The 17,802-nt window shown below is 62.4% G+C and carries 18 protein-coding genes; 15 read left to right on the top strand and 3 right to left on the bottom strand.

What is annotated here, in order from left to right; all coding sequences use genetic code 11:
* Positions 1-3: 3 nt before the first annotated feature.
* Together IVB24_RS31180 and IVB24_RS31185 are read right to left on the bottom strand one after the other, a co-directional pair.
* On the bottom strand, positions 4-921 hold the full coding sequence (locus IVB24_RS31180) for a hypothetical protein (RefSeq protein ID WP_247770291.1): 918 nt from the start codon (positions 919-921) through the stop codon (positions 4-6).
* A 24-nt stretch (positions 922-945) separates the two neighbouring features.
* Positions 946-1,242, bottom strand: a complete 297-nt coding sequence (locus IVB24_RS31185) for a hypothetical protein (protein ID WP_247774209.1) — start codon at positions 1,240-1,242, stop codon at positions 946-948.
* A 338-nt stretch (positions 1,243-1,580) separates the two neighbouring features.
* Between IVB24_RS31185 and IVB24_RS31190 the strand changes: the two genes are divergently transcribed.
* From IVB24_RS31190 to IVB24_RS31260, 15 genes are all read left to right on the top strand, one after another.
* On the top strand, positions 1,581-2,681 hold the full coding sequence (locus IVB24_RS31190) for an inositol-3-phosphate synthase (protein ID WP_247770292.1): 1,101 nt from the start codon (positions 1,581-1,583) through the stop codon (positions 2,679-2,681).
* A complete protein-coding gene (locus IVB24_RS31195; protein ID WP_247774210.1) occupies positions 2,681-3,277 on the top strand; it encodes a histidine phosphatase family protein in 597 nt (198 codons plus the stop codon). Before IVB24_RS31190 ends, IVB24_RS31195 begins: the two co-directional genes overlap by 1 nt.
* Positions 3,274-4,377 carry a glycosyltransferase gene (locus IVB24_RS31200; RefSeq protein ID WP_247770293.1) on the top strand — a complete coding sequence of 368 codons (1,104 nt, stop codon included), beginning with the start codon at positions 3,274-3,276 and terminating at the stop codon, positions 4,375-4,377. Before IVB24_RS31195 ends, IVB24_RS31200 begins: the two co-directional genes overlap by 4 nt.
* Before the next feature lie 3 nt (positions 4,378-4,380).
* Entirely contained in the window at positions 4,381-5,190 is an 810-nt protein-coding gene (locus tag IVB24_RS31205; RefSeq protein WP_247770294.1) for a nucleotidyltransferase family protein, read from the top strand.
* Positions 5,187-5,951, top strand: coding sequence for a TIGR04290 family methyltransferase (locus IVB24_RS31210; protein WP_247770295.1), 765 nt, complete (start codon positions 5,187-5,189; stop codon positions 5,949-5,951). Before IVB24_RS31205 ends, IVB24_RS31210 begins: the two co-directional genes overlap by 4 nt.
* Positions 5,951-6,901, top strand: coding sequence for a beta-xylosidase (locus IVB24_RS31215; RefSeq protein WP_247770296.1), 951 nt, complete (start codon positions 5,951-5,953; stop codon positions 6,899-6,901). The genes IVB24_RS31210 and IVB24_RS31215 overlap by 1 nt, the downstream gene beginning before the upstream one ends.
* Positions 6,889-8,094 (top strand): phosphopentomutase, encoded by a 1,206-nt coding sequence (locus IVB24_RS31220; RefSeq protein ID WP_247770297.1) that lies wholly within the window; start codon positions 6,889-6,891, stop codon positions 8,092-8,094. The genes IVB24_RS31215 and IVB24_RS31220 overlap by 13 nt, the downstream gene beginning before the upstream one ends.
* 205 nt (positions 8,095-8,299) lie before the next feature.
* Positions 8,300-9,412 (top strand): NAD-dependent epimerase/dehydratase family protein, encoded by a 1,113-nt coding sequence (locus IVB24_RS31225; RefSeq protein ID WP_247770298.1) that lies wholly within the window; start codon positions 8,300-8,302, stop codon positions 9,410-9,412.
* The gene (locus IVB24_RS31230; protein WP_247770299.1) at positions 9,412-10,470 is read left to right on the top strand and encodes an NAD-dependent epimerase/dehydratase family protein; all 1,059 of its coding nucleotides are present in this window, start codon (positions 9,412-9,414) and stop codon (positions 10,468-10,470) included. The genes IVB24_RS31225 and IVB24_RS31230 overlap by 1 nt, the downstream gene beginning before the upstream one ends.
* Positions 10,467-11,753 (top strand): TIGR04295 family B12-binding domain-containing radical SAM protein, encoded by a 1,287-nt coding sequence (locus tag IVB24_RS31235; protein WP_247770300.1) that lies wholly within the window; start codon positions 10,467-10,469, stop codon positions 11,751-11,753. Before IVB24_RS31230 ends, IVB24_RS31235 begins: the two co-directional genes overlap by 4 nt.
* A 23-nt stretch (positions 11,754-11,776) precedes the next feature.
* Positions 11,777-12,862, top strand: coding sequence for a glycosyltransferase family 4 protein (locus IVB24_RS31240; protein ID WP_247770301.1), 1,086 nt, complete (start codon positions 11,777-11,779; stop codon positions 12,860-12,862).
* Complete coding sequence (locus IVB24_RS31245) at positions 12,859-13,986, top strand: glycosyltransferase (RefSeq protein ID WP_247770302.1); 1,128 nt, start codon at positions 12,859-12,861, stop codon at positions 13,984-13,986. Before IVB24_RS31240 ends, IVB24_RS31245 begins: the two co-directional genes overlap by 4 nt.
* A complete protein-coding gene (locus IVB24_RS31250) occupies positions 13,983-15,071 on the top strand; it encodes a glycosyltransferase (protein WP_247770303.1) in 1,089 nt (362 codons plus the stop codon). The genes IVB24_RS31245 and IVB24_RS31250 overlap by 4 nt, the downstream gene beginning before the upstream one ends.
* Positions 15,068-16,192, top strand: coding sequence for a glycosyltransferase (locus IVB24_RS31255; RefSeq protein ID WP_247770304.1), 1,125 nt, complete (start codon positions 15,068-15,070; stop codon positions 16,190-16,192). The genes IVB24_RS31250 and IVB24_RS31255 overlap by 4 nt, the downstream gene beginning before the upstream one ends.
* Positions 16,193-16,203: 11 nt before the next feature.
* Positions 16,204-17,268: a UDP-glucuronic acid decarboxylase family protein gene (locus IVB24_RS31260; protein ID WP_247770305.1), complete on the top strand. Its 1,065-nt coding sequence runs from the start codon at positions 16,204-16,206 to the stop codon at positions 17,266-17,268.
* A gap of 35 nt (positions 17,269-17,303) precedes the next feature.
* Here the strand turns inward: IVB24_RS31260 and IVB24_RS31265 are convergent, their stop codons facing one another.
* Entirely contained in the window at positions 17,304-17,768 is a 465-nt protein-coding gene (locus IVB24_RS31265) for a metallophosphoesterase family protein (RefSeq protein WP_247770306.1), read from the bottom strand.
* Between the last annotated feature and the right edge of the window lie 34 nt (positions 17,769-17,802).

The following is a 17,802-nucleotide window of genomic DNA, read 5'->3' on the forward strand; positions in this document are numbered from 1 at the left end:
GGATCACCCGGCCGGTCGCCTCAGTTCGACGCGGCCGAGCAGCATCTGCAGCACCTCTTCGATCACGTCATCCCAAACGCCTGCAGTCCTTTGGTGGAAAAGGCGCAAGCTCGGGTACCAGAACGTGCGAGCGCCGGAGGTGGGCCAGCGCCAATCGCAATCGGCATGCAGCAGCACCCATGCTTCACGTCCCAACGCTCCCGCGAGATGCGCAACCATGGTGTCAACGCAAATCACGAGGTCGAGTTGCCGGAGCAGATGACCGAGGGCCACGATGTCGGGCGTGCTGATATCCCGCGCGGCCGCCTCGGGGAGCCGCTCAGCCCCTCCTCCTCGCTGAAGCGAATACAAAATTCTGTCGTCGCCGCCGAGGCGCCTGAACAGCGCCGGCGGAACGGAACGCCGCTTGTCCCAGGCACCAACCTCCCAGACCAGACCGACAGACAGGCCGCCGCGTTGCTCGAGCAGCTGCGACGATAAGCTGCTTGCCGGCAGCGTCAAATAGGGAGCGCGGATCTCGACCGTTGCCGGCCCTGCCCTGATCGCGTGCGGAACCTCCATGATCTCGATATCGACATCAAACTCGGTGCAAGGCGCACCATCATGAAGCGGAATTGCAAGACTGACGCCTTCGATCCGTTCGACCAGCGGCAATAGCTCAGCCTGGCACCAGACCGTCACGCTGCGCGCTATCATCCTGAGCGCAGGCATGAAGCGCAGGAACTGGATGGTGTCGCCGAGGCCGTGATAGCAGCGGACCAGCACGCGCTTGTTCGCCAGTTCCTCGCCGCGCCATATCCGTTGCAGATGGCGCGGACCAGTGTGCTTGGGGGCAACGGCAAGCGCTGCCAGATCGCGATCGGCAATGGCCCAGGCGCGAGCGAAATCCCCCGCACGCATCGCCTCCGTCCAGCTGTTCATGCTGCCCACGTCGGGGCACCCCTCCTAGGCTCTCACGAATTTATGAAAGCGACTGAGCTCGCCATCCTTGGTCCTGTCCTGATGAAGGAACGCGATGCCGGCATCGTCGAACTTCTCGAAGAACTCGTCCCAGCCGATCCGGTCCAGACCTTCATCCGGGGGGTCGAAGTCGATCCGCAGGATGCCGGCATGCCCCTTTTCTTCGGTCGCCTTCACGGTTGCCGGCTTGCCACCGCGTTCTTCCGCCCATTTTCGAATGACGTCGTGGTTGGTGGTGTGCTGCGCTTCGCTGCTGTGCGTCTTTGAGTGGCTCGAGTTCATGTGGATACCTTCCTGGTTGGCGCTGGAACTCGACGTGACGACGAGTTCGTCCGCTTTCGCTGAACGTCGGCCGGCAGAATTTGTTCTTGTCGACCACCGCTCCGGGGCGACGGGCATTGCCAGATCCACCATCTTCTTCTTGTTCTTCAACCAGGAAGAAGATCGTTCCTTGCAGGCGTCCGCAGATTCTAATCCAGGTTAAGCTTGTTTCTTTTTCTGGGGGTTTGAAGCGATCATCCTGCCGCACACCATGGTCGACACAGGAACGAACATACCTTCCGCACGTTCGCCGATCTACTTACGTTTGACCGTGTTGCTTTTCCGGAGGACATCAGTTCATGCATTCACGTCTTCAAGACAGGCAACGCGTACGCGTCGGCATCGTCGGCGTAGGCAACTGCGCGAGCTCGCTGATCCAGGGGCTTACCTACTACCGGAATGCAACGTCGAATGAGCCGGTACCCGGATTGATGAATGTGGATGTCGGCGGCTACCACATCAGCGACATTCAGATCGCTTCGGCATTCGACGTCAACGCTCATAAGGTCGGCCGCGACGTTGCCGAGGCGATCTGGGCCAAGCCGAACAACACGCACCGCTTTTCCGACGTCGCCGAGAGCGGCGTGATCGTGCAGCGCGGGCCGGTCATGGACGGCGTCGGCCGCTATCTTCAGGACGACATTCCAGTTTCAGATGCGCCTGAAGTGGACGTTGCGGAGGTGCTGGCGATGTCGCGCACAGACGTTCTGGTGTCCTATCTTCCGGTCGGCTCGCAACGTGCAAGCGAATGGTACGCCGCCCGAGCGATCGAGGCCGGTTGCGGCTATGTCAACTGCATCCCGGTTTTCATCGCCTCCAATCCGGATTGGCGAGCCAGATTTGAGCAAGCCGGTCTGCCCATCATCGGCGACGACATCAAAAGCCAGGTCGGCGCCACCATCCTTCACCGCGTGCTCGCCAATCTTTTCCGCGACCGCGGCGTCCGCCTCGACCGCACCTATCAACTCAACGTCGGCGGCAATACCGATTTCAAGAACATGCTGGAGCGGGAACGGCTGACATCCAAGAAGATATCGAAGACCCAGGCCGTCACCAGTCAGTTCGACGTTCCCATGGATGCCGATAACATCCATGTCGGGCCGAGCGATCACGTCCCCTGGCTCACCGACCGGAAGCTCGCTTACATCCGGCTGGAGGGCACCACCTTCGGCGGCGTTCCCCTCAGCGCCGAGGTGAAGCTCGAGGTCTGGGATTCTCCGAACTCGGCGGGAGTCGTCATCGACGCCGTGCGTTGCGCCAAGCTCGCCATGGACCGCGGCATGGCGGGCGCGCTGACCGGCCCTTCGAGCTACTTCATGAAGTCGCCGCCGCAGCAGTTCACCGACGAAGAAGCCGGGCGCCGCACGCGGGCCTTCATCGACAACAAGGCCCGCGCGTGATGGCGAGAGTCATACATCTCGTACGTCACGGTCATCACGCCCTGCTTGGCCGCACCCTGTGCGGCCGGATGAAAGGCGTCGCGCTCGACGAGCTGGGTTGCGAGGAGATCGCGCACTGCGCCGATGCGATAGATCCCCGCCCGAATCTGGTTCAATCGAGCCCGCAGCGCCGCTGCCTGCAATCCGCCTGCATCCTGGCCACGCACTACAGTCTCGCGGTCGAGATCGTTCCTGCTGTCGACGAACTGGACTACGGCGACTGGACGGGACAAAGGTTTGACGATCTCGACCGAGATCCGCGATGGTCGGCCTGGAACACGCAACGCGGCACGAGCCGGCCGCCCGGCGGCGAGAGCATGCGGGCCCTCCAGCAACGCGTCATCGGCCATCTCGAGCAGCTGCGGAGCGACTCTAGTTGCGACACCGTAGTCGTCGTCAGTCATGCAGAGCCTATCCGTACAGCGCTATTGCATTATCAGGGACTTGAACTCGACGACTTTCTCTCCGTCGAAATCGAACCGGGCAGTGTCAGCACGCTGACCGTCGATCAGAACGAATTCAAGATTACCGGAATGAATCAGCGGGCAAGAGCGTGAAGATCGTCATATTCGGCCTGACTATCTCCTCCTCCTGGGGCAACGGTCACGCCACCCTGTGGCGGGGCCTCTGCAAGCACCTGGTGCGACTGGGGCACACCATCGTGTTTTTCGAGCGCGACCTGCCGTATTATGCCGGCGCTCGAGATATTCACGAACTGCCGGGCGGTGAGTTGAAGCTGTTCTCGGATTGGGAGTCCGTTCGCCCGATTGCAAATCAGGATCTCCGGGACGCGGACATCGCGATCGTCACGTCCTATTGTCCGGACGCAATCGCGGCAACCGACCTGATCCTCATGGAGGGACGCACCCTACCGGTGTTCTACGACCTCGACACGCCGGTGACGCTGTCGAGGATCGTCGCGGGAGAGACAGTGCCGTATATCGGTCCGCGCGGCCTTGCGGATTTTGATCTGGTTTTGAGCTTTACCGGCGGCCCGCGCATCTCGCATGAATTTCGCTCCAGGCTCGGCGCGCGGCACATCGAGCCGCTGTATGGTCATGTCGATACCGACATACATCGGCCGGTCCCACCGCTGCCGCATTACCGTGCCGATCTGTCATATCTCGGAACCTATTCCGACGATCGTCAGCGGACGCTTGAGGCGCTGTTCGTGGCGCCCGCGCGTGACAGGCACGATCTGCGTTTTCTGATCGGCGGCGCCCAGTATCCCGACGATTTTCCATGGTCCCCGAACATCTATTTCGTCCGGCATCTGCCGCCGTCCGAACATGCCGCTTTCTTCGCTTCGTCCCGCCTGACACTTAATGTCACGCGGCGGGCGATGGCTCAGATGGGGTGGTGCCCCTCGGGCCGTCTATTCGAAGCCGCAGCCTGCGGTGTACCTATTCTCAGCGACAGCTGGGAGGGAATTGAGACGTTCTTCGCTCCTGGCGACGAAATCCTGCTCGCGAAGGACGAGGACGATACCCTCGCCGCCTTGGCAATGCCCGATGCCGAGCTGCGACGTATCGCGCGACGGGGGCGCGAGCGGACCATCGATCGGCACACATCGGACAAGCGAGCCAATGAACTTGTCGCGATGTTCGAACGCGCGGCATCCGTTCGCGTGCGCCAACAGCAACCCGAGGAGGTCTAGATCATGTGGGGAATCGTCCCAGCTGCCGGTCGCGGCAGCCGCATCCAGCCGCTCGCCTTTTCAAAGGAACTGCTTCCCGTCGGCAGCCGCGGCGAGGACGGCACCACGCGTCCTTGCGCGGTCTGCGAGTATCTCCTGGAGCGATTGATTCTCGGCGGGGCCGGCAAGATCTGCTTCGTCATCTCTCCCGGCAAGTCGGACATTCTCGAATATTTCGGCGACCATTATGGCAGCGCCCAACTCGCCTACGTGGTGCAGCCGGAGCCCCTCGGCCTGTGCGACGCCGTGTTCAGGGCGAGTACCGTCGTTGGCAGAGACGAGGACGTGATCGTGGGGCTACCCGACACAGTGTGGTTTCCCGCCGCCGCACTGCGCGCGCTGCCGGGCGCCGATCTGTCGTTTCTGTTGTTTCCGGTAGAACATCCGGAATTCTTCGATGCCGTGGTGCTCGATGGCGATCGTGTGACCGAAATCCAGGTCAAAAAACCCAACGCAACCTCGACATGGATATGGGGAGCGTTCCGGATGTCCGCGCGCGGCTTTCGTGAGCTGCAGGCGTTGTGGACCAAGCGTGACCGCTGCGACGAATATTTTGGAACGTTAGTCAATGCTTTCCTCGCTGCCGGCGGCCGCGGCACCGGTGTCAAGGCAGGCGAATCCTATGTCGACGTCGGCACGATCGATGGCTATCGCACGGCGATGGCGCTGCTCGCAGAGACGAGTACCGGCAATGGCCGTTCGCGCCTGCGGGCCGGCGCATCGGTGGAGATGATTCCGGCAACGCCCATGACGAATGACGGAGTGATCGTATGACCCAATCAGCCCTTTCCCGTGACGAAATCCGCCGGCGCGTCGATGCGCTAGGTCCATGGTTTCACAATCTCGATCTTGACGGCGTCCCGACCGCGCCGGCGCATTTTCTCGGCGACTATCCGAACGTCAAATGGCGGCATTTCTCAGGAATCATCCCGGACCGGCTCGAAGGCAAGACCGTGCTGGACATCGGCTGCAACGCCGGCTTCTACGCGATGGAAATGAAGCGGCGTGGTGCCGAGCGCGTGCTCGGCCTGGACACCGACGAAGAATACCTGGCGCAGGCCCGTTTCGCTTCCGAAGTCAATGGACTCCGCATCGAGTTCCGCAAGATGTCCGCCTACGACGTGGGGCAGCTTCGCGAAAAATTCGACCTGGTGATCTTCATGGGCGTGCTCTATCACCTGCGGCATCCCCTGCTCGCCCTCGACCTGATCCACGAACACGTCGCCGACGATCTCTTGCTGTTCCAATCGATGCAGCGCGGCAACAGCGACATTGAGCCAATCGAGAAGAACTACGACTTCTGGACGACGGATCAATTCGACGCTCCGGGCTATCCCAAGCTCCACTTCGTCGAGCACAAATACGCCGACGACCCCACCAACTGGTGGGTCCCCAATCGTGCGTGCGTGGAAGCCATGCTTCGCAGTTCCGGCTTTGCCATCACGGCGCATCCTGAAGACGAGGTCTATCTCTGCAAGCGAACCGAGCGGCCCCAGGCCGATGGCCCTGTTTACCCATCACGCAAGGTGGGCTGATGATCGAAGCTGCCAAAATATGGAACGAGCCGAACAACAAATCGCATTGGGACCTCCTGATCGATCCGGACTGGGCGCTGTTCGCCGACACCGCGATCGCGGCGGGCAAAGCCATCCGCACGGCACATCCGACCTTGCCGCGCGTGCTGGGCGGCATATCGCCGATCGACCCCTCCTTCATCCGCAACATGCAGGCGCGCGGCGTCCTCGATCATGTCGACGCCGTGGCAGTGCATGGCTTTCCGCTCGACTGGAATCTCTGGCAAATCGGGGAATGGCCGAACAAGCTCGAAGACATCAAGGCGACGACTTCGCTCCCGGTCTGGGTCACCGAGGTCGGGGTTTCATCGTTCGGTGCTGAAGAGGTCCAGGATTGGGGCCTATCGCGCACCGCCGAGCTCCTGATCGGTCGCGCGCCGCGGATCCACTGGTACAGCCTCTACGACCTGCCCACCGCCTGGGAGGCGACGACCCGGCACAAGGAAGCGGAAGGCTCCTCCTACTACCGGCATTTCCACATGGGGCTGCTGCGGGAAGATGGCACGCCAAAAGCAGCACTGGACAAGTTCGGGCAATACGCGCGTGATCTCGGGCTCTGTCAGTGGTTTCATTATGAAGATCATCGTCTGCACGAGGCCGCGGTTTGGATGCGCCGTCTCGGCGTGACACATCTGCGAACGGGATTGTCTTGGGCCGACAGCTTCCGTCCCAACGCCCTTGATTGGTTCGATCGCCAGATGGACGCTCTGGCCGAATTCCAGGTTACCGTGACATTCTGCTTCACGCCGGAACATCGCGGAGTCGCGCCTCATCACACCAGCCCGCCAAAGGACGTGAACGAGTTCGCCGACTTCTGCGCTCAGATGGTCGAACGCTATTGCACCCGGACTGGGCTGACGCCCGCGACTTCACCGCAACCGGTTGCGACGGAGCCAGTATGCGCGCCCTGATCCTGGTGATGGATTCCGTCGGCATCGGCGCTGCGCCCGACGCTGCGCTGTATGGCGACGAGGGCGCGGATACGGTCGGCCACATCGCAGAGGCCTGCATTGCCGGCAGAGCAGACAACGCAAGTCGGGAGGGGCCGCTACGCGTTCCCAACCTGGTCGCGCTCGGCCTCGGCCAAGCCTGCCAACTCGCCACCGGACGCACACCGCCGGGCCTCGCGATCCAGGCCGGGATCTCGCAATCCGGATGCGCGAGCGAGATATCGAAAGGCAAGGACACCCCTTCAGGGCATTGGGAAATCGCCGGCGTACCTGTCCCCTTCGACTGGGGGTACTTCCCGAGAACCGTACCCTGCTTTCCCGGCGATCTGGTGCAGCGCATGTGCTCCGAGGCGCGTCTGCCCGGGATCCTCGGAAACTGCCATACTTCGGGGACTCAGATCATCGCCGAACTTGGCGAGCACCACATGCGAAGCGGCGAGCCGATCTGCTACACTTCCGCCGACAGCGTGTTCCAGATCGCGGCGCATGAGGACACCTTCGGGCTCCAGCGCCTCTACGATGTCTGCCTGACCGCGCGCAGACTAGTCGATCCCCTCAATGTCGGGCGCGTCATTGCGCGGCCATTCGTCGGAAATCCCGGCACCGGCTTCAGGCGAACCGCGCACCGCCGGGATTTCTCCGTTCCTCCTCCGGAACGCACGATCCTGGACATCGCGGAAAGCGACGATCGTGACATCGTCACCGTCGGCAAGATCGACGATATCTTTGCGCATCGCGGCACCGGGCGGAATATGCGAGGCGATGGCAACGATGCCCTCTTCGATGCCACCCTCGAGGGATTAGAGGGCCTGGCGGAGGGCGGACTGTTGTTTGCCAACTTCGTCGACTTCGATACGATCTACGGTCATCGTAGGGACGTGGCCGGATATGCCGCGGCCCTCGAGGGTTTCGATGCAAGACTGCCACAACTGCTCGATCGGCTGCGAAGCGATGATCTATTGATCATCACCGCGGATCACGGCTGCGATCCCACATGGGCCGGCACTGATCACACGCGCGAACAGGTACCTATTCTCGCGGCGAATGCCAGACGCTCTCGTCGCATCGGCCGGCGCACCAGCTTTGCAGATATTGGCGCAACTGTCGCAAGACATCTGGAGTTGCCAGTGCCGCTCCACGGCACGAGCTTTTAAAATCTGCGTTCGGCGATTCACCCAGTTTATTGATCCAGGTTAGAGAACTTTTCGTTTGTACATTTTGCAGGAACCAACATTCCTTGCACCGCTTCTACCTTAGAACGTGACTGGCGCGCGGGTCGCCCGACCGATAGCAGAGCGCGCTTCCACACTCATAAAGGTCGATCCCGCGGGATCGGTCTCCATGCGCACGGAGCGGTGAATGACGCGAGTATTGATCACGGGCGGCGCGGGCTTCATCGGATCGCATGCGGCCGATGGTCTGTTGGCGGCCGGCTATGAGGTCAGACTGCTCGACAATCTCTCGCCACAGGTTCACGGCGGCAACCGTCAGCGGCCCTCTTATCTCGCTGCCGACGCGGAGCTCGTCGTTGGAGACGTGACCGACGCCAACGCCGTCGAACACGCTCTGCGAGGGGCCGACATGGTCCTGCATCTCGCCTCCGCGGTCGGCGTCGGCCAGAGCATGTACGACATCGAACCCTATGTCAGGACCAACGAGGTCGGCACTGCCGTACTGCTGCAGGCGCTGTCGAAGCGCCCAGTCGAACGGCTGGTTGTGGCCTCCTCGATGAGCATCTATGGCGAAGGCCTTTATCGGCGCGCCGATCAGAGCGTCATCGTCTGTGACGAACGGCCGATCGAACAGCTTCGCCGCGGCGACTGGGAATTGCGCGACTTGGCCGGTGATCCGCTTGAGCCCCTTCCGACGCCCGAGACCAAGCAGCCGACATTGAGTTCGATCTATGCGCTGAACAAATACTCGCAGGAGCGGATGTGCCTGATCACAGGAAGAGCCTACGGCATCCCAACTGTGGCACTGCGCTTCTTCAACGTGTTTGGTCCTCGGCAGGCCTTGTCAAACCCTTATACGGGGGTCCTCGCGATCTTCGCCGCCCGGCTGCTCAATGGACGGCCGCCGTTGGTGTTCGAGGACGGGCTTCAGCGCCGCGATTTCGTGCATGTGCACGACGTCGCTCGTGCTTGCCGCATGGCGCTCGAGGCTGATCACGCCCAGGACGTTTTCAACGTCGGTTCAGGCCAGAGCCGCAACATTCTTTCGGTGGCGCAGGATCTCGCCGACGTCATGGGACGGCCCGACATCCAACCCGAGATCACGCGGAAATACCGCGCCGGCGACATCCGGCACTGCTTTGCGGACGTCGGAAAATCTCGCGACGTGCTCGGGTTCGTGCCGCATGTCGGCTTCAAGGACGGCCTTGAAGAGCTCGCGGAATATCTTGCCGACCAGATCGCCGACGATCAGGCCGAGCGAGCAACCAGCGAGCTGCTGCAACGAGGATTGGTTGCGTGATGACTGACAGCAGACCCATCCTGATCACCGGCGGCTGTGGCTTCATCGGCTGCAATCTGGCCGATCGGCTTGCCGAGCGAGGCGACAACGTCGTGGTGCTGGATAATCTCGCCCGCACCGGCGTGCGTGAAAATGCCCAGTGGCTCAAGTCCAGGCACGGCGACCTGGTGGCGGTCACGATCGCCGATATCCGCGATCCGATCCCCGTCATCGACGCCGTGCGCGACGCCCGCGCAGTCCTGCACCTGGCGGCGCAGGTCGCCGTCACCGACAGCGTGAGCGATCCCGCTTCCGATTTCGAGATCAACGCGCGCGGTACGCTGAATGTCCTTGAAGCCGTTCGCCTGCACAATCGGTTGGCGCCGGTGATCTTTGCTTCGACCAACAAGGTCTACGGCCGCCTGATCGACGACAGTGCGATCACGCTGGCCGGCCAGCGCTATGTGCCCACACACGATGGCCTGGCTGGCGGCATTTCCGAAGACACACCGCTCGATTTCTACAGCCCCTATGGTTGCTCCAAGGGCACCGCGGACCAGTACGTTCACGATTACGCTCGCGTGTTCGGCCTTCGTACCGTCGTTATGCGCATGAGCTGCATCTACGGCCCGCGCCAGTTCGGCACTGAGGATCAAGGCTGGATTGCGCACTTCCTGCTGAGCGCGATCCGAGGCAATCCGCTCACGATCTATGGCGACGGCAAGCAGGTTCGCGACGCGCTCCATGTTTCCGATGCGGTCGGCGCCTGGCTCGCGGCGCTCGACCGCATCGATCTGGTACAGGGGCGCGTGTTCAATCTTGGCGGCGGTCCTCGCAACGCGATCAGCCTGCTGGAATTGATCGACCAGATCGGTAACCTGACCGGCAGAGGCGTTGCCTACAGCTTCGCCGACTGGCGTCCCGGCGATCAGCCCTGGTACATCACGGATACCAGCGCCCTGTCCGACGCGCTCGGTTGGGCGCCCAAGGTCGAGATTGCGGAAGGCCTCCGCTCGCTCCACACCTGGCTGCACAGCCGCTTCGGAACGTCAGACGGCAGCCGCGAGGCCACGGCATGACCCGCGTCGCCCTCATCAACCCAAATTGGGAGTTCGGCGGTAGCATCTATTTCGGCTGCCGATCGCCTCACCTGCCGCTCGAGCTTGGTATTTCCGAGCATCACTTGAAGGCGGCCGGGCACGAGACCCTGCTGCTCGACGCGCACATGTTCGATCTATCGCTCGCGGATATCGAGGCAGAGCTCCGGCCATTCGGTCCCGATGTGATCGCCATGACCACAGCTCCAACCTATCTGTTCTGGCGTTGCGCGCCCCCCGAGCTTCGCGTGCCGCAGCAGCTCGCAATTGCGGTTCGAGACCTTGCACCAATCCTGGTCGCGGTCGGCCCCCATGGCTCGACGACACCGAAGGCGGCGCTGAAGAAGCTCGGCGCCGACATCGTCGTCATGGGCGAATGCGAGACGTCCTTGCTTCGCCTGGCCAACGGCGAACGCGACTTTGCCGGCCTTTGCTTTACAGACGGAGCTTCCGTCCGAATCAATGGTGGGCCACAGGCTGCGCGCTTCACGGATCAGCCGCCGCTGAGCTGGCCCGACGAGATGATCCGACGGCATCATCACCACCATCACCGCTTTGAAGCCGAGCCGCTTGCTCCCGGCGCCGAAGTCGAGGCCTCACGCGGCTGCCCCTACAGCTGCACGTTCTGCGCCAAGGACAATTTCCGCAACGCCTATCGCAAGCGCCCTCCCGGCGTCATCCTCGATGAGATCGACGGCCTCCGCCGTCAGGGCGTCGAGTATGTCTACTTCGTCGACGAGATCTTTCTGCCCAACGCCGAACTGCTGCAAGCGCTGACCACGCGGGGGCTGAAGTTCGGCGTACAGACGCGGATTGATCTTTGGAAGCCGGACATGCTGGCCCTGCTCGGCCGCGCCGGTTGCGTTTCGATCGAAGCCGGGATCGAGAGCCTGACGGTTGAGGGGCGCGCCGCGCTTGCCAAGAATTGCAAGATGACGACGGATCAGCTCGCCGAGCGGCTGACCGAAGCGCATCGTCACGTTCCATTCGTGCAAGCCAACCTGATTGAAATGCCCGAGGACGACGATCCGGTCGTGCAGCGCTGGCGCCGCCAGATGCAGGACGCCGGTGTCTGGGCCAACGACCCCGTGCCGCTCTATCCGTATCCGGGATCCCCGGATTATCGCAAATTGTGGGGTGAGCCCGACGACTTCGCCTGGGAGCGCGCGCATCAACATTATCTAGCGATGTTCGACCGGTTTAGCGACGTCCAGAACGATCGCCCCGTCCCGCTGGACGCGCTCGAACTCCGGGTGGCGCCATGAGCCGCAATTCGAGCATCAGGCTCATGATGACCACCGACACCGTGGGAGGCGTGTGGACCTATTCCCGAGGTCTCGCCTCCGATCTCGCCCAAGCGAATGTCGAGGTCACGCTGGTGACGATGGGTCCTCGCGCGCGCGCAGACGAGCGGACCCAGCTGCAGCGGTCCCGCGTGCGCCTGATCGAGACGGACCTCGCGCTCGAGTGGCAGGATCCGGAAGGCCGGAATGTGGCAGACGCGAGCCGGGTGCTGGCCGGCCTTGAGATCAAGCTCAGGCCCGACATCGTCCACCTCAACAGCTTCCGTGAAGCATCTTTCGGCTGGCACGCACCGACTGTGCTCGTGGCGCATTCCTGCGTCAATTCATGGGCACAGGCGTGCCAAGATACGGCGTGGCTCGAGCAGCCGCGATGGCGGCGCTACACCGGGCGCGTTGGTGCGGCTCTCGACGAGGCGCAGGCTTGGGTGTGCCCGAGTCAGTCCTTCCACGACGTGATCAGCGAACTCTACCGTCCTCGCTCCAGAGGCACGGTGATCTGGAACGGGATTGCACCGGGCGATTTCGTCGGGAGAAAACAGGACCTGATCTTCGCCGCCGGACGGCTTTGGGATCGCGCCAAGAACATCGAAACTCTCGCGGCGGCAGCGCGTGGACTCGTCTGGCCTGTCGAGGTCGCAGGTGCCGCCGATGCGAGCCCGTCCGCGACTGTTAGCTGGCTCGGGCAGTTGTCGCCCGAAGCCATTCACACCCGGCTGCGGCATGCTTCAATTTTCGTCAGCCCGGCAAAGTACGAACCGTTCGGCCTGTCCGTTCTGGAAGCCGCGGCAGCCGGCTGCGCGCTCGTTCTGTCCGACATCCCCACGTTCAGGGAGCTTTGGAACGGAGCCGCCGTATTCGTCGATCCGACCGACTCCGATGCGCTGCATCGTGCGCTCGCCGGTCTCTGCGCCGACCGGCACGAGCGCTCGCGGTTGCAGCGTGCCGCCTATGAGCATTCCCTGACCTATTCGCAGGCGCGAATGACCAGCGCCTATTTGACTCTCTACGAAGGCCTGCTCACCTCGCACCCTGCCGACACCGCAGATGACCAGATCGAGGTGCGGGCATGAGATGCATCCTGTTCTACCATGCGTTCACCTCGTGCTGGAACAATGGCAACGCACACTTTCTCCGTGGCTACACCCGCGAACTGCACGCGCTGGGTCATGAGGTCGTCGTGTTCGAGCCGATCGACGGCTGGAGCCGATTGAATGCGACACGAGAAGGCGGTCCGCACGCCCTGGACGAGATCCCGTCGCTGCTGCCCGGGATCGATATCCGCCGCTATGATGCCTTCCTCGATCTCGACAATGCCACTGACGGCGCTGATCTTGTCATTGTCCATGAGTGGAATTCGCCAGACCTGATCGCGCAACTCGGGCGCAGGCGAGCGCAAGGGGCTGCCTACACGCTGCTGTTTCACGACACCCACCACCGCGCGGTCAGTGCCCCGGACGAACTCGCGCAATTCGATCTTAATGGATTCGATGGCGTGCTTGCCTTCGGCGAGGTGCTTCGGCAGATATACCTGAAGCTCGGATGGGCGGATCGCGCCTTCACCTGGCACGAGGCGGCGGATACCGCCCTGTACCATCCGCTGCCGGATATCGCGCGCACCGACGATCTGATCTGGATCGGCAATTGGGGCGATGGCGAGCGCGGCGCCGAACTCAACGAGTTCCTGGTTGAACCGGTCGCAGACTTGAAGGTCCGGGCAAGCATCTACGGTGTCCGTTACTCCGACGCGGCGCTCGATACTATTCGGGCGGCCGGTATCCGGTACGGCGGCTGGCTGCCGGCACATTGGGCTCCCGCAGCCTTTGCCAGCGCACGTACCACGGTGCATGTGCCGCGGGCGCCCTATGTCCGTTCTCTTCCCGGGATACCTACCATCCGCGTGTTCGAAGCGATGGCGTGCGGCATTCCCCTGATCTCCGCGCCGTGGTCCGATACGGAAGGCCTGTTCCCCGCAGGCGCCTATCTCAGCGTTGCCGATGGCGGGCAGATGAGACTGGCATTGCGCACGCTCCTGGATGACCGCGAGATGTCATCCGCAATGGTGCAAACCGGGCTCCGTGTGATCAGCGAAAAGCACACCTGCCGTCATCGGGCGCAACAGCTGCTTGATATCGTCGAGCACATCGGGGCCCAGGGCCAGCCGCAGCGCAAGCCAGACATCGGAGCGGTTGCATGAAGATATGCTTCTTCGGATCGAGCCTCGTATCGTCCTACTGGAACGGCGCCGCGACCTACTATCGTGGCATGCTGAAGGAACTCGCGGCGCTCGGCCACGACGTCACGTTCTTCGAGCCGGACGCGTTTGAACGCCAGGCGCATCGCGATATCGACGACCCCAACTGGGCACGGGTGGTCGTCTATCCGGCAACAGCGGAGGGCTGGCAACGCAGTCTTGATGCGGCCGCCAAATCCGCGAACATGCTGATCAAGGCCAGCGGGGTCGGCGTCTTCGACGAGGAGCTCGAGATCGCGGCCGCGACGATCCCATCGAGAGCCATGCGTATCTATTGGGATGTCGACGCGCCCGCCACGCTTGAAGCGATCGAAGCAAGCCCCCAGCATCATTTGCGTCGTGCCATTGCGTCCTACGACATGGTGCTGACTTATGGCGGCGGCGACCCGGTCGTGTCCGCGTATCGCGCCATAGGCGCCCGGGACTGCGTTCCGATCTACAATGCACTCGATCCGGCCACGCACTTTCCGGCCCCGCCAATTCCACGGTTCAGTTGCGATCTCAGTCTGCTTGCAAACCGGCTCCCCGACCGCGAGCAGCGCGTCGAGCGGTTCTTCATCGATGTGGCGCGTCTCCTGCGGGAAAAGACCTTCGTGCTCGGCGGATCCGGCTGGGAGACCAAGGACACTCCGGCCAACCTGCGCAAGGTCGGACACGTCGGCACCGCCGATCACAACGGTTTCTTCGGCTCGGCTCTTGCCACGCTCAACGTCAATCGCGACAGCATGGCGCGCTACGGCTTTTCGCCGCCGACACGCGTGTTCGAAGCCATCGGCGCCGGCGCCTGCCTCATCACCGACCAATGGGACGGCATCGACCATTTCCTCGAACCGGGCCGGGAGGTCCTGGTCGCGGCGACAGCATCGGAGGTGGCGGACCACATCAACACTCTGACGCCCGATCGCGCTCGGGCAATCGCCGGCTGCGCCCACGCGCGCATCCTCGATCACCATACTTACCGGCATCGCGCGCGCCAGTTCAACGAACTCTTTGTGGGAAGCAGCTCACGCGTCGAGGCAGCAGAATGAACCTCAACATCGTCGTCATCGGTCTTTCGGTCACATCCTCATGGGGCAACGGTCATGCCACGACCTATCGCGCCCTGATCGAGGCTCTGGCACAGCGAGGCCACAGCGTCAGTTTCCTCGAGCGCGACGTCACCTGGTATCGGAATCATCGCGATCTGGTCAGCCCCTCCGCGTGGAACGTTCACCTCTACGAATCGCTCAGCGATATTCCGTCCCGCTTCGGGCCCCTCGTCCGCGCTTCCGATCTGGTGATCGTCGGCTCGTACGTGCCTGATGGCATCGCGATCTCCGACTGGGTGACGAGCCAGGCTCGGGGAATTACAGCCTTCTATGACATCGATACGCCAGTCACGCTGTCTCGCCTCGAGCAAGGGCTGAATTACCTCTCGGCGGCAATGATCCCGCGCTTCGACCTGTATCTGTCCTTTAGCGGCGGCCCGGTCCCGCAGATGATCGAGGAGAATTACGGCAGCCCGCTGGCGCGCGTTCTCTACTGTAGCGCCGACACGAAGCGCTATGCGCCGAGGCAGGTCGAACCCAAATGGTCGCTGGGCTATCTCGGAACGTACAGCGACGACAGGCAGCCTGTTCTCGAGGAATTGCTTCTGGCTCCTGCCCGAGCCCTTCCCGCAGAGCAATTCGTGGTCGCTGGAGCGCAATACCCGGAGCATATCGTCTGGCCTGCCAATGTGACCCGCATCGAGCATCTCACGCCTCAACACCATCCGACGTTCTATTCCGAGCAACGCTTCACCCTGAATGCGACCCGCAGCGACATGCGCGCCCTCGGCTTCTCGCCCAGCGTTCGTCTGTTCGAAGCGGCAGCCTGCGGAACACCGATCATCTCGGACCGATGGCCCGGCATTGATACGATATTCGAGCCGTCGTCTGAAATCCTCATCGCCTCGGAGCCAAACGAGGTGGTCGATATCCTGCGGGACATGCCTGAAGAACGCCGGCGCGCGATTGCGGAGAACGCGAGAAAGCGCGTTCTTGCCGATCACACTTCAGAGCACCGGGCGCAGCAATTGGAAGAATATTATTTGGAGGCTTCCGCCCGGCGCCATCGGAAATCAAAGAGGCTGCCTGAAATCCGGCCGGTGCAGGTCGCCGAGCTCTGAAGGAGGTGAAAATGACGTTCCAGACTCGCATTCGTGCCCCGCGCCCGACCTCGACGGCGCTGATCCCAGGTGGTGCCGGCTTTATCGGCTCGCATCTGTGTGATGCGCTTCTCCAGCACGGGAAGAGAGTCATTTGTCTCGATAATCTGTTCACCGGCACCACCGCGAACATCCGGCCACTGCTCAACCATCCTAACTTTCGTTTCATTGAACACGACGTGCGCGATCCGTTGGAGATCGACGAGACCATCGACCGGATTTACAGCCTCGCCTGCCCGGCCTCGCCGCGCCATTACCAAAAGGATCCGATCGCTACGATGAACACCTGCGTGATCGGCACCATGAACATCCTCGAGCTTGCGCGCCGGAAATCGGCTCGCGTGCTTCAGGCCTCGACCAGCGAGGTGTATGGCGACCCCGAAATCCACCCTCAGCCGGAATCGTATCTCGGCAATGTCAACCCGATTGGTCCGCGCGCCTGTTATGACGAGGGCAAGCGCGCAGCAGAGACACTGATGTTCGACTACCACCGGCAGCACGGAGTCGAGATCAAGGTCGCACGCATTTTCAATACCTATGGACCACGCATGCTCGAGAACGACGGGCGGGTCGTCTCGAACTTCATCGTACAGGCCTTGCGGGGCGAACCGATCACGATCTACGGCCGCGGGACCCAGACCAGGAGCTTCTGTTTCGTCGACGACCTCGTGCGGGGATTGCAGCTTCTGATGGAGAGCCCGGCCGCGGTTACCGGGCCGTGCAACCTGGGAAACCCGCATGAGGTCACGATCGAAGCGATCGCCCGCGAAGTTCTGTCGTACACCCGCTCGACGTCTCCGCTCCGATTCGAGGCGCTGCCCCAGGACGACCCCAAGCGTCGCAAACCCGTCATCGACATCGCCGAGCGGTCGCTGGGATGGCGTCCGCGCGTGCCGCTGAAGGACGGCCTACAGGCGACGATCGCCTATTTTGCCCTTCGCATTGCGACGGATGCGCCGGTGCTGAAGCCGGCGATCGCCGCGGCCAGGACGGGCCGTACGGCACGCGGACGACTGACGCTTGCGGAGCGCACGTGATGGGCTGGGACAAGTAAAATCGATGACTCGCGCCGTCATCCAAGGTCGTGGATGACGGGACTAAGGGGCCCGCCCTTGTCCAATTCGAGCGTTGCCAGTGTGATCGGCAGCTTGAAGCGCCGCGGCCCGGCGCTGCCGGGATTGAGGTAAAGCACGCCGTCCCGTGTGCTGATCTGCACACGATGGGAATGGCCCGACACCACGATGTCGATGCCGAGATCGGCCGGGACCAACTTCAGAGCGTTGAGGTCATGCAAAATGTAGAAGCAGTGGCCGCCGAGGCGCAAGGTTTCAGTCTCAGGGTAGGATTTTGCCCACCCGCCTCGATCGACATTTCCCCTGATCGCGGTGACCGGCGCAATTCGGCGAAGCGGCTCCACGACCTCGGGAGCGCCGATGTCGCCGGCATGGATGATGTGGGAAACGCCCGCGAAGCAGTGCTCCACCTCCGGCCTCAGCAGTCCATGCGTGTCGGAGATCACACCGATGGTCAACGACATGCGAGAATCAAACCTTGTCGGAGAGCATTGCCGG

The sequence above is a fragment of the Bradyrhizobium sp. 192 genome, from assembly GCF_023100965.1.
Lineage (GTDB): Bacteria > Pseudomonadota > Alphaproteobacteria > Rhizobiales > Xanthobacteraceae > Bradyrhizobium > Bradyrhizobium symbiodeficiens.